The sequence below is a fragment of the Variovorax sp. GW821-FHT10C12 genome, assembly GCF_059415405.1.
Genome location: NZ_JBWKNE010000001.1, coordinates 640,982 through 653,433, shown reverse-complemented (window position 1 = coordinate 653,433; position 12,452 = coordinate 640,982). Strand labels below are relative to the sequence as shown.

Below are 12,452 nucleotides of genomic sequence, written 5' to 3'. Positions count from 1 at the left end.
GCTTAATTCAGGAATTCGGACAAGGCGTCGAGTGCATCGAGCGCGTTGTCACTGAGCACGGCCACTTCGCGTGCGATGTCTTCGACGCTCGCGTTGCGCCCCAGCGCCCCGGTGAGTACGTAGCGACCACCGACGCGCCCGAAGGACGACAGCGGCACCGACGGGTTGAGGTCGAGCAGCGATTCGAGCAGCTCGGTGCGCCGCGCGGGCTTCACGTCTTCCTCGGTCCAGAGGTAGCAGATGCAGATGATCTGCATGTCGGAGCTGGTGACGAAGATCGGCAGCTCGTCACGCCCCTCGATGCTCACCTGGACCACCGGCGTGCTGCCCGGAATCGGCTGCAACTGCACGGGCAGTCCGCCCATCGCGGCACCGGCCAGCACATCGAGGCCTTCGAGTTGATCCAGCAGTGATTGCATACCTCTCCTTGGGGTTGTCTACCGTGGGAAGCGCACGATGCTTCGATGGATTCACTATAGGTGCAGCGACATAACATGTCAAAAATTATTTGAACCCATGCGCATGACTTTCGGCACTGGCGCGCTCTCTAGAATCCGCCGATGGCCAGCACCATCAACCCCGCGCGTGTCGATTTCGTGACGCTGCGCCTCTTCTGCGCTGTGGCCCAGTCGGGCAGCATCACCAAGGGCGCGGAGGCGTGTCACCTCGCCCTCTCGGCGGCGAGCCGACGCCTGTCCGACTTCGAAGCGGCCACGGGCTCGAAGCTGCTCGAACGCAGCGCCCAAGGCATCGCGCTCACGCCCGCCGGGCACGTGGCGATGCAGCATGCGATGCGCCTGTTCCAGGGCTTCGAGCAGTTCAGCAACGAGCTGGGCGACTACGCCAGCGGCGTGCGCGGCCATGTGCGGCTGTGGGCCAACATGTCGGCGTTGACGGAGTTCCTGCCGACCACGCTGGCGACTTTCCTGGGACAGCATCCCGATATCCGCGTCGAGGTCGAGGAACAACTGAGCGGCGACATCGTGCGCGCGCTGGTCGACGGCCTCGCCGACGTCGGCGTGTTCGCCGAGAACACACCCGCCTACGGCCTCGACGTCGCGCCCTTCCAGACCGACGAGCTCGTGGTGCTGTGCGCCAAGCCACATCCGCTGGCGCGCCTGCGCGCGAAGCAGGTCGACTTCAAGACCTGCCTCGCACACGAGTTCGTGGGGCTGAACCGCAGCAGCTCCCTGCTCGAACTGACCTCGCGCGCGGCCGAGCAGGCCGGCATCCCGATGCGCCTGCGCGTGCAGGTGCGCAGCTTCGATGCGATGTGTCACATGATCGCGGCCAACCTCGGCATCGGCGTGGTGCCGCTGGCCGCCTGCAAGGCGCAGGTGGCCGCGCTCGACCTGAAGGTGGTGCACCTGAAGGACGCCTGGGCCACACGGCGCCTGCTGATGGCGACGAAGGCGGGCGCGGCGCTGACGCCGGCGACGCAGTTGCTGGTGCGGCAGCTGCTCGCTTCGTCGAACTGACGACCGGCCGGGCCCCTACCCCGCCGCCTCCGCCTCGAGCACCGCCCACTCCGCCTCCGTGAACAGCCGCGAGCGCGTCAGGAAGCGCACGCCCAGCGGCCCTTCCAGCGAGAACATGCCGCCGCGTCCCGGCACCACGTCGATGATCAGTTGCGTGTGCTGCCAGTACTCGAACTGCGGCCCGCTGATGTAGAACGGCATGCCGCCGATGCGGCCCAGCAGCCGGTCGTAGTCGCCCACGATGAACTCGCCCTGCGCGTAGCACATGGGCGCGCTGCCGTCGCAGCAGCCGCCCGACTGATGGAACATCAGCGGGCCGTGCCGGGCGGCGAGGTCGTCGATGAGCGCGAGCGCCGCATCGGTCGCGGTGACGCGCAGGACCTCGCCGGTCATCAGAAGAAGCCCAGCTTGTTCTCGCTGTAGCTCACGAGCAGGTTCTTGGTCTGCTGGTAGTGGTCGAGCATCATCTTGTGGTTCTCGCGCCCGATGCCCGATTGCTTGTAGCCACCGAAGGCCGCATGCGCCGGGTACTGGTGGTAGCAGTTGGTCCACACACGGCCGGCCTGGATGCCGCGGCCCATGCGGAAGGCGCGGTTCATGTCGCGGCTCCACACGCCGGCGCCCAGGCCGTAGAGCGTGTCGTTGGCAATCGCCAGCGCTTCCTCCTCGTCCTTGAAGGTGGTGACCGACACGACCGGTCCAAAGATCTCCTCCTGGAAGATGCGCATCTTGTTGTGGCCGCGGAAGACGGTCGGCTTCACGTAATAGCCGTCGGCCAGATCGCCGTCGAGTTGCTGGCGCTCGCCACCGATGAGCACCTGCGCGCCCTCCTGCCGGCCGATGTCCAGGTACGACAGGATCTTTTCCAGCTGTTCGCTCGAGGCCTGCGCGCCGATCATGGTGGCCGCGTCGAGCGGGCTGCCCTGCTTGATGGCGGCCACGCGCTTCAGTGCGCGTTCCATGAAGCGGTCGTAGATCGACTCCTGGATCAGCGCGCGGCTCGGGCAGGTGCAGACCTCGCCCTGGTTCAGCGCGAACATCGTGAAGCCTTCGAGCGCCTTGTCGAAGAAGGCGTCGTCGCGCTCCATCACGTCGGCAAAGAAGATGTTGGGCGACTTGCCGCCCAGCTCCAGCGTGACCGGAATGAGGTTCTGGCTCGCGTACTGCGAGATCAGCCGGCCCGTGGTGGTCTCGCCGGTGAAAGCGATCTTGCCGATGCGATTGCTCGACGCCAGCGGCTTGCCCGCCTCCACGCCGAAGCCGTTGACCACATTGAGCACGCCCGGCGGCAGCAGGTCGCCGATGACCTCCAGCAGCACCAGGATCGACACCGGCGTCTGCTCGGCGGGCTTGAGCACCACGCAGTTGCCGGCCGCCAGCGCGGGCGCGAGCTTCCACACGGCCATGAGGATCGGGAAGTTCCACGGAATGATCTGGCCGACCACGCCGATGGGCTCATGAAAGTGGTACGCGAAGGTCTCGTGGTCGATCTCGCTGATGCCGCCTTCCTGCGAGCGGATGCACGAGGCGAAGTAGCGGAAGTGGTCGATGGCCAGCGGCAGGTCGGCGGCCATCGTTTCGCGGATCGGCTTGCCGTTGTCCCAGGTCTCGGCCGCGGCCAGCATGGCCAGGTTTTCCTGCATGCGGTCGGCGATGCGGTTCAGGATGTTGGCGCGCTCGGTGGTCGAGGTGCGGCCCCAGGCGCCCTTGGCCTTGTGGGCGGCGTCGAGCGCGCGCTCGATGTCGGCGGCGCTGGAGCGCGGCACTTCGCAGAAGACCTTGCCGGTGACGGGGGTGATGTTGCCGAAATACTGGTTCTCCACCGGCGCGACCCATTCGCCGCCGATGTAGTTGCCGTAGCGCGCCTTGAAAGGCACTGCGGTACCGAATTTGCCCGGTTCGAGCATGTCCATGGGTTGTCTCCGTTGGGTAAGGTGTGAACGGGCGGCACCACGACATGCGGCGGCCCGCACAGGCACCGCAAGCGGCATACCCGTCGGGATCGGGACAATCCCCAAGCCCCGCGCCAGAGGGGCGCGGCCCGCGCAGAGGGTTTCCATTCGCAATCTGCGACATGTTTGCGCGAATACGGCGACTACGATGTCGCACAAGGCGAATCGCCGGCAATCCCGCCAACGGAGTTCCGCAAGATGAGTGAAGCCTCCGCACCTTCGGTCAGCGTCGCACAGGCGCGTGAGCTGTTCTTCGCGCAGGGCCGCGACCCGGCGCCGTGGATCGCGCCGCACATCTCGCGCTCGTGGCAGCGCAGCCGGCCGGTCGATCCGCAATGCATCGACCCCACGCCGATGGCACCTTCGCTGCTCAACGAACGCCGCGAGCAGGCGATGCGCCTGCTCAGCTGCGCACAGCCCGAGCTCGACGGGCTCGCCGAGCATGCGGTGGGCAACGGTTGCATCGTCGCGCTGTCGGACGCGACCGGCCTGATCCTCGAAGAAATCGGCAGCCCCGACTTCCTGCCCAAGGCCCAGCGCGTAGCGCTGCAGCCCGGCGTGGCATGGTCGGAGAGCCACCGCGGCACCAACGCCATCGGCACCGCGCTGGCCGAGCGTGCGGCGCTGATGGTGCTGGGCGGCGAGCACTACCTGGCGCAGAACGGCCGGCTGGGCTGCGCGGCGGCGCCCATCTTCAGCGGACGCGGCGAGCTGGCCGGTGCGCTCGACATCTCGGGCGAGACCGCGCGCGTGAACCACCACGCCCTGGGCCTGGTGCGCATGGCGGCGCAGCAGGTCGAGCACCGCATGCTGCTGGCCGAGGCCTCGGGCCACGTGCTGCGCTTCCATGCGCGGCCGGCGCTGATCGGCACCGCGCGCGAAGGGCTGATGGTGATCGAGGGCGGCCGCATCGTGGCGGCCAACCGCGTGGCGCTCGACCTGTTCGGCCGCACATGGGAGGGCCTGCTCGACCTCGACGCCGAAGAATTCCTGGGCGCGCAATGGCCGCGCATGGAGCACCGGCGCAGCCTGCTCACGCTGCCGGGCGGACGGCAGATCGCGACGGTCATGGAGCGCACCGGCACGGCGAACAGCGGCACGGGCCGCACCGGCGCACGACAGGTGATGGCCGCCAACGCCGCCCCTGTCGACAACGACGACGTGGTGCGCCCGCTGCTGGCGCGCGCCGTGCGCGTGCTCAACGAAGGCGTGCCGGTGCTGGTGAACGGCGAGACCGGCAGCGGCAAGGAGGTGTTCTCGCGCCGCCTGCACGCCGCCAGCCGCCGCAGCGCAGGCCCCTTCGTGGCGGTCGATTGCGCCTCGCTGCCCGAGACACTGATCGAGGCCGAGCTGTTTGGTTATGAAGAAGGCGCTTTCACCGGCGCGCGCCGCAAGGGCATGCCGGGGCGCATCCGCGAAGCGCACGGCGGGGTACTGTTTCTCGACGAGATCGCCGAGATCCCGCTCGCGCTGCAGACACGCCTGCTGCGCGTGCTCGAAGGCCGCGTGGTCACGCCGCTGGGCGGCGGCCAGGGCGTGGCGGTCGATTTCGATCTGGTCTGCGCCACGCACGCCGGCCTGCCCGCGCTGGTCGAGGCCGGGCGCTTTCGCGCCGACCTGATGTACCGCGTGGCCGGTTTCACCGTCGCCCTGCCCGCCCTGCACGAACGTGCCGACCGGCGTGCGCTGATCGCGCGGCTGTTTCTCGAATCGGGCGGTGCCGCCAAGCACCTGTGCCTGGAGAACGACGCGCTGGAGCGCCTGGCCGCCTACCGCTGGCCCGGCAACGTGCGCGAGCTGCGCAGCGTGCTGCGTGCGCTGGTCGCGCTGGCCGACCCGGGCGACGCGGTGACGGCCGATGCGCTGCCCGCGCACCTGCACGACGCCGCGCCCGTCGCCGACTTCAGCGAAGCCACGGCGTCGCAACCCAACGCGCCCCTGCAGACCATCACGCGCCACGCCATCGACGAAGCGCTGCGCGCCTGCGACCACGACGTGGCGCGCGCGGCGCGCCGGCTCGGCGTTCACCGCGCCACCGTGTACCGCCATCTCGCGCGCCAGCGCCCGCCCGCGGGCAACACCAAAGACTGACTTGCCCGCGCGCGCGGGACCGGCCAGACTTTGCGCATGGCCCTGCTCCCGCATTCATGACCACCGGCAAACCCGCGCGCAAGCTCTCGGCCGTGCCGTCCACCTTGCGGATTCCGCTGGCCGCGCGGGCCTCGGGCGATGCGCTGTTTCCGCAGATGGCCGTGCGCGACGCCTACGCCGCCGGCATCCTCGAGCAGATCCGCGACGACGACCACGCCCTGCCCGACGACCGCACGACCATCTACGGCATCCTCGCGCGCACGCGGCGCTTTCGCAGCCTGGCGCAAGACTTTCTCAAGCTGCACCCGGGCGCGCGCATCGTGAACATGGGCTGCGGCCTGAGCCACTACTTCCAATGGCTGGACGACGGCAAGTCGCGCATGACCGACGCCGACCTGCCCGAGGTGCTCGAGCTGCGCCGCGAGCTGCTGCCCGAAACCCATCCGCGCCACGACCTGCGCGAACTCGACCTGACGGCGCCCGACTGGTGGGAGCAGCTCGGCCTGCCGCGCAAGCGCCAGGCGCAGCCGGTCTTCCTGTTCACCGAGGGCGTGCTGATGTACCTCACGCCCGAGCAGGTGAACGCCGTGCTCGCCACCTTCGGCGAACGCGCGCCTGCGGGCTCGGTGCTGGCCTTCGACGCGATGTGCTGGCTGGCCGTGGGCCGCGCGCGCCAACATCCGTCCGTGCGCGCGACGGGTGCGGAGTTCCATTGGGGCCTGCGCCGGTACGAAGACCTCACGCAGCCCCATCCGCGCCTGCATCTGGACGGCACCTACCGCGTGATGGAAGGCTACGGCTGGCCCTACACGCTGTTCGCGCCGATGGTGCTGTTCTTCCTGGGCGTGCCGGTCTACGCCGTGTACGCGCTGAAGGCGAAGGACTAGGGCCTGTTCAGGCGAAAGGCACGCTGCGCCACGGGCTGCGCGTGTCGCTCAGCAGCAGGCGGTTGGTGCGCAGCAGGTGCTCTTCGCGTGCGTCAGAGTACTGCCAGATCAGGCCGCCCGCGATGTACGCGGCACTCACCTGCGACCAGTTGGCATGGGCCGCGCGCACCTGCGACTCCAGGCCGCCAGCAAAACCCGCGAACTCCGCGCGCTCGATGTAGCCCAGCTGCACCGCCCAACGCGACAGATTGGCCAGACGCACCGCGTCCCAGGCCACCAGGCTGGTCAACTGCGCCGGCGCCACGCCGAAGTGCTTGCGCAGAGCATTGACCCAGCTCTGGCTGCCCGTCATCAACTGGCTCAGCTCGGCGCTCGAATGTCCGGTCTGCGCAGACAGCGCACGCATGTCCAGATGCTCGCGCGCCTTGATCTGGAAGAACGCAGGAAACCACGCGTCCATGACCAGGCGCAGCACGCCGGGCGTGGACAACACCGCCGCATCGATCGCGCCGATGGCCTTCCAGGCCGGCAGGTACTTCGCGCGCTGCCCTTCTTCGGTCAGCCAGCGCGCGGTCTGCTCGAAGCTCGCGCGATCGGTCACGTTCCACACCTGCGCGACGCCCTCGCGCAGGGTGTCGTTGTCCTTGCCGGTGAGCACCGCGTTCACGCAGTCGCCGTTGAAGGCCGACAGCGGCGTGCTCAATGTGACCAGCCATTGCTCCTGCGCGGAAAGCGCCGGCGCGGCGGCGTCGAACTTGAGTTTGTCGTTGTCGAGCATCGCGTGCGCGAGCGTGTCCTTGAACCCCATGAAAACCCCTCCGAAATTTGTTGAATGGCGCGCGGGCAGATCGATCAGGCCCGCGATTGCAGCCGCACGACTTCCTGCTGCAGGAACGCGAGGAACGGTGCGCGCAGCGATTCCTTCATGTGCGCGGGCAACGCCATCGGCGGGGTCGAGCCGGTCAGCAGCTGGTCGCCCTTCTCCCCGATCTGCAGCGCGCGCGCCTCCACACGCTCCAGCGCGATGCGCAGCGGCGACTCCATCAGGTCCTTGCCGTACAGGGCCTGCGCAGTCAGCGCCACGCCGTAGGGGCCGCCGAACAGCGGAAAGTCGGCCAACGCGAACTGCAGCGTCTCGCCCGCGGGAATCTGGAACTTGTCCGTCACCTTGCCCAGCTTCTTGGCCAGCTTCGGGTTGGCGGGGTCGAGCAAGGTGTCGGCCGCGCCGTAGTCGGCCACCAGCTCGGCCAGCGTCCAGACGCGCTGCTGCGCCTGCCGCTGGCTGCCGTTCTCCGCGTGGTACGCGAGCACCGCCGCGACCGCTGGCGTCAGCAGTTCGCCGCAGCGCTTGAGCAGCACCGGCTCGGGTTCGTCGGCGATACCCGACCAGTCCTTCCACGCCTTGTAACGGGCGAGCAGCATCGAGACGAACGAAGGCGCGTCGTCCGCACGCGCCGGCAAGGCATGCCCCTGCGCCGGCGGCGGTGCGGCCGACAGCACGGTGAAGTCGTCCTGCACATACACGGCCTGGTCGGTCAGCAGCAGCCCTTGCGAGGTGCGCTTGCCGCTGAGCCGGTTCATGGCGTGGTAGCCGAGAAAGAACAGCGGGATCTCGTCGCCCAGCCAGGGCTTGGGCAGGTACATCTGCTCGACCGCCTGCGCGAACACCTGCGGTGCGTCTACATGGTCGGGGTGGTCGGTCTGGTCGGGCAGGAAAGCGAAGCCCGACAGGTCGGCATGCAGCGGCGCCTGCACCTGTTGCTGGACCCGTGCACGCAACGCATCGCCGTGGCGCGAGCGTTCGGGCGGCAGCGCGCCCAGGTGATCGGTGAAGGACGAAAAAACGAATGACATGCTGAATCTCTCCCTGAAACCGTGGACATGTGAATTGGTATGCGGCCCGACCTGTGCTTCCGTTGGCAATGCACGGCAGATCGGTCGTGACCGCGGAATGCCCTGGAAGGACATTGCCGCAATGCCGGCCCGAAGGAGGTGGTCCCCGGCGGCTCACGGACTGGATGATCACGCCCCTTTTTCAGAGGCGCGGCCATGCTACTTGGAAGCGTCGTTCGGCATTCTGACGAATTCTGAGAGGGCGCGCGATCACGCCATCGGGCCGCTAGCATCACTGAATCTGCAAACCGTGGCCACGCCACACACGGGAGTCAAACGAATGGGTACATGGTCCACGGCAGGCTTCGGCAACGACGAGGCACTCGATTGGCTGGCTGAACTGCAGGAAGCCGATGACGCGCTCGCATTCATCCAGGAGACGCTGGATTCAGGTTCGACGGAAGGCACCGTCGCTGCGGGCGAAATACTGGCACTGCTCGCCGGCCAAGGCAGCGCCGATGCGCACCCGGACGCGGTCGACTGGTGCACCGGCAAGGCCGCCCCGCCCGCCGCCTTGCGCCATGCCGCCGCCGACGCCCTGCAGGCCATCCTCGACGACCCCGATGCCGACGGACACGACACCTGGGCCGAGCTGGGCGAGGACGACGAGGACTACCTCGCGTGGCTCGCGAACCTGAAAAGCCTGCAGGCCCGGCTGCGCAACTGAGCCCCCTGAACGCCGCGGACGTTCCGATAAAAAATTGCGCCGTGTTACGTAACGAGTGGCGACAGCTGCCTCTTTTGCACCACGAGGCCGATGAGGCCATTCGCACAAAAGTCTTTTCGAATCAACGAGATACGGCGTTTTCGGCCACGCGCTGACGGCTGAAAGCAAAGGCGGCACGCATGTTGCCCTCTGTAGTCATTTATTTGACGAGGAGGCCGCATGACCACCACCGTATCGCCGATCGCTTCGATCCCCGCCGCCGCCGAAAGCGGCGCTCCCGTGGTGCTTGCGCAGGCCAGCGTCACGCCCCTGGGCCCCGTCGGGTCGGCGCCCATGGCCGCACCCGCCGCGCCGACCAGCCTGGGCACGCTGTCCAACGCCACCCCCGGCACGGTCGTCATGCGCGACGGACTGCGGATGCCGGTGGACGGCAACCAGACCCTCATTGCAGGCGACCGCGTGATCGTGCCCGACGGCGGGCAGGCCAACGTGCTGTTCCCCGGCTCGGCCACCAACAAGGCGCCGCTGTCCGGTGTGTTCGCCAGCGGCACCGACGCCACCATCACCTCGACCAAGCTGTCCAGCGGCCTGGAGCAGGTGAACGTCGACGTGGCCTCGGGCAACCTCGATGTGACCTCGCCCGACAGCGACGCGGAAGCCGCAGCGCTCGCCGTGAGCAAGAAGACCGCGGCCGGCAGCGGCATCGGCCTGGGTGAATTCGCACTCGGCGCGCTGGGCGCCATCGGCCTGGGCGCTGCACTGAGCGGTGGTGGTGGCGGCGACAGCGGCGGGTTCCCGCTGTTCGTCTCGGGCATCGGCGACAGCGATGCGGACGCCGATTCAGACACCGACGCGGATGCAGACTCGGATGCCGACGCGGATGCAGACGCCGACAGCGACGCGGATGCGGATGCCGATGCCGACTCGGATGCAGACGCTGATGCGGATGCCGATGCGGACGCCGATGCCGACGCAGACCACCTGCTCGATCCGGGCGACGGCCTCGCGGGCCATCTGCTCGGCGCACTCGACAACGCCCTCGGCCTGGGCGGCGCAAGCAACCCAGCGGCGCGCGGCGCGTCCGACTCGTCGGGCACGCTGGGTTCCCTGATGCCCGTGGCCGATGGCCTCACGGATCTGGTCGACGACCTGCTCTCGCCGGTCACCGGCGAGGAGTTCCGGCCCGACGATCCGAACGAATTCGAGGCCGTGGACAACGCGGTCGAGAACATCGCCATCCACGTCGGCGGCGTGCTGACCCCGGTGGTCGACGGCCTGCTCGGCAACGGATTGACCGATGCGCTGGTCGGCTCGCTGATCGGCCAGGTCGACTACCTGACCGACGCGCTGGGCAACGCGCTCGAGAACGTGCTGGGCAGCGAAGGCCTGCTCGGCGGCATCACCGTTCCGCTGGGCCTGGACGGCCTCGTGGACGACCTGCTCGGCACGGATGGTGTCGTCGGCCGGGTGCTCGACGGGTTGCTGGGTGATGGCAGCCTGCTGGGCAGCGTGCTCGGCGAAGACGGCTTGATCGGACAACTGCTGGGAGACGACGGCCTGCTGGGTGGTGTGCTCGGCGACGGTGGCTTGCTGGGTGGCGTGCTCGGTGGCGACGGCGGTCTGCTCGGTGGTGTGCTGGGTGACGATGGTCTTCTGGGCGGCCTGCTCGGCGGTGACGGTGGCTTGCTCGGCGGTGTACTGGGTGACGACGGCCTGCTGGGAGGCGTGCTCGGTGGCGACGGTGGTCTGCTGGGCGGCTTGCTGGGCGGCGAAGGTGGCCTGCTCGGCGGTGTGCTCGGTGACGACGGCCTGCTGGGCGGCGTCCTTGGTGGCGAAGGCGGCTTGCTGGGCGGAGTGCTGGGTGACGATGGCCTGTTGGGTGGTCTGCTCGGTGGCGACGGTGGCTTGCTCGGCGGCGTGCTGGGTGGCGACGGCGGCTTGCTCGGTGGCGTCCTGGGTGACGACGGCCTGCTGGGCGGCTTGCTCGGTGGCGACGGCGGCCTGCTCGGCGGTGTGCTGGGCGACGGCGGCCTGCTCGGCGGTGTGCTGGGCGACGGCGGCCTGGTCAACGGCCTGCTCGGCGACGAAGGCATCCTGGGCGGCGTGCTCGGCGGCGACGGCGCACTGTCCGGCCTGCTCGGCAGCGAAGGCCTCACCGGCGGACTGCTCGGCGGCGATGGTCTCGTGGACAGCCTGCTAGGCCCGGACGGCGCGGTCGGCTCCCTGCTGAGCGCCACCCCGCTGGCCGGCCTGCTCGGCGGCGAAGACGGCTTGCTGAGCGGCGTGCTGGGCGATGACGGCCTTCTGGGCGGGCTCCTCGGCGACGACGGTCTGCTGGGCGGTGTTCTCGGCGACGACGGCATCCTCGGTGCCGAGGGTCCGGTCGGCGGCCTGTTGGGTGGCGTCCTCGGCGGCGACGGCGGTGGCCTGCTCGGCGGTGTGCTGGGTGACGACGGTTTGCTGGGCGGTCTGCTCGGTGGTGACGGAGGTCTGCTGGGCGGATTGCTGGGTGATGACGGTTTGCTGGGCGGTGTCCTCGGTGGCGATGGTGGCCTGCTTGGCGGCGTGTTGGGTGACGACGGTCTGTTGGGTGGCGTCCTCGGCGGTGACGGTGGCCTGCTCGGTGGCTTGCTGGGTGATGAAGGCCTGTTGGGCAGCCTGCTCGGCGGCGGCGACGGTGGCCTGCTCGGCGGTGTGCTGGGTGACGACGGCCTTCTGGGTGGTGTCCTTGGCGGCGACGGCCTTCTGGGTGGCGTCCTTGGCGGCGACGGCGGTCTGCTCGGCGGCGTGCTCGGTGACGGCGGCCTGCTGGGCGGTGTCCTCGGCGGCGATGGCGGTTTGCTCGGCGGTGTGCTGGGTGACGACGGCCTCCTGGGCGGCGTTCTCGGCGGCGACGGTGGCTTGCTTGGCGGCGTGCTCGGCGACGACGGTCTGCTGGGTGGCGTCCTTGGCGGCGACGGCGGTTTGCTCGGCGGCGTGCTCGGCGACGACGGCCTCCTGGGCGGTGTCCTCGGCGGCGACGGTGGCCTGCTCGGCGGCGTGCTCGGTGAAGACGGCGTGCTGGGCGGCGTCCTCGGCGGCGGCGAAGGCGGATTGCTCGGCGGCATCGTCGGTGAAGACGGCCTCGTGGGCAGCCTGCTCGGCGGCCTGCTCGGAGGCAAGAGCCCCGTCGCGGACATCCTCGAGCCGGTGTCGTCGGTGCTCGGCCATGCAAGCGATGCCGTGGCACCCGTCGCGGCCGGGGCCACGCAGGCCGCATCCGGCGCCGCGGTGCCTGCGGCCGACATCCTGGCCGGCGCCAGCTCGGCGGTCGCCCCGGTGGTCGCGGAAGTGGTGAACACCGTCGAGCACGCGGTCACGCCGCTGGTGTGCGAGGTCGTGGCCCCGATCACCAGCCTGCTCGACCACAGCGGCACCGGCTCCGCGCTGGCGCCCGTGACGAACATCCTGCACGGCCTGCTGGGCTGACCGAAGGCGGGAGCGG

At 69.2% G+C, this 12,452-nt stretch carries 10 protein-coding genes; 5 read left to right on the top strand and 5 right to left on the bottom strand.

Annotated elements, in window-relative coordinates; translation table 11 throughout:
- Positions 1-2 precede the first annotated feature (2 nt).
- Positions 3-419 (bottom strand): YjfI family protein, encoded by a 417-nt coding sequence (locus tag AC07OH_RS03080; RefSeq protein ID WP_489057180.1) that lies wholly within the window; start codon positions 417-419, stop codon positions 3-5.
- Between the two features lie 141 nt (positions 420-560).
- Here AC07OH_RS03080 and AC07OH_RS03075 point away from each other — a divergent pair, with 141 nt between their 5' ends.
- Positions 561-1,478, top strand: a complete 918-nt coding sequence (locus tag AC07OH_RS03075; protein WP_495299540.1) for a LysR family transcriptional regulator — start codon at positions 561-563, stop codon at positions 1,476-1,478.
- 15 nt (positions 1,479-1,493) lie between these two features.
- Here AC07OH_RS03075 and AC07OH_RS03070 read toward each other — a convergent pair whose 3' ends face one another.
- A complete protein-coding gene (locus AC07OH_RS03070) occupies positions 1,494-1,871 on the bottom strand; it encodes a DUF779 domain-containing protein (RefSeq protein ID WP_062476386.1) in 378 nt (125 codons plus the stop codon).
- Positions 1,871-3,391, bottom strand: coding sequence for an aldehyde dehydrogenase (adh, locus tag AC07OH_RS03065; protein ID WP_495299539.1), 1,521 nt, complete (start codon positions 3,389-3,391; stop codon positions 1,871-1,873). The genes AC07OH_RS03070 and adh overlap by 1 nt, the downstream gene beginning before the upstream one ends.
- A gap of 237 nt (positions 3,392-3,628) precedes the next feature.
- On the opposite strand from adh, the gene AC07OH_RS03060 reads away from it, so the two are divergent.
- A complete protein-coding gene (locus tag AC07OH_RS03060) occupies positions 3,629-5,521 on the top strand; it encodes a sigma-54-dependent Fis family transcriptional regulator (protein ID WP_495299538.1) in 1,893 nt (630 codons plus the stop codon).
- 56 nt (positions 5,522-5,577) lie between these two features.
- Positions 5,578-6,408 (top strand): class I SAM-dependent methyltransferase, encoded by an 831-nt coding sequence (locus AC07OH_RS03055; RefSeq protein ID WP_495299537.1) that lies wholly within the window; start codon positions 5,578-5,580, stop codon positions 6,406-6,408.
- A gap of 7 nt (positions 6,409-6,415) precedes the next feature.
- Here AC07OH_RS03055 and AC07OH_RS03050 read toward each other — a convergent pair whose 3' ends face one another.
- The gene (locus AC07OH_RS03050) at positions 6,416-7,216 is read right to left on the bottom strand and encodes a DUF1266 domain-containing protein (protein ID WP_495299536.1); all 801 of its coding nucleotides are present in this window, start codon (positions 7,214-7,216) and stop codon (positions 6,416-6,418) included.
- A gap of 44 nt (positions 7,217-7,260) precedes the next feature.
- Complete coding sequence (locus tag AC07OH_RS03045) at positions 7,261-8,262, bottom strand: hypothetical protein (RefSeq protein ID WP_495299535.1); 1,002 nt, start codon at positions 8,260-8,262, stop codon at positions 7,261-7,263.
- A gap of 319 nt (positions 8,263-8,581) precedes the next feature.
- On the opposite strand from AC07OH_RS03045, the gene AC07OH_RS03040 reads away from it, so the two are divergent.
- Together AC07OH_RS03040 and AC07OH_RS03035 are read left to right on the top strand one after the other, a co-directional pair.
- Positions 8,582-8,968, top strand: a complete 387-nt coding sequence (locus AC07OH_RS03040) for a DUF4259 domain-containing protein (protein WP_495299534.1) — start codon at positions 8,582-8,584, stop codon at positions 8,966-8,968.
- Between the two features lie 219 nt (positions 8,969-9,187).
- Positions 9,188-12,436: a hypothetical protein gene (locus AC07OH_RS03035; RefSeq protein WP_495299533.1), complete on the top strand. Its 3,249-nt coding sequence runs from the start codon at positions 9,188-9,190 to the stop codon at positions 12,434-12,436.
- The last annotated feature ends 16 nt before the right edge of the window (positions 12,437-12,452 follow it).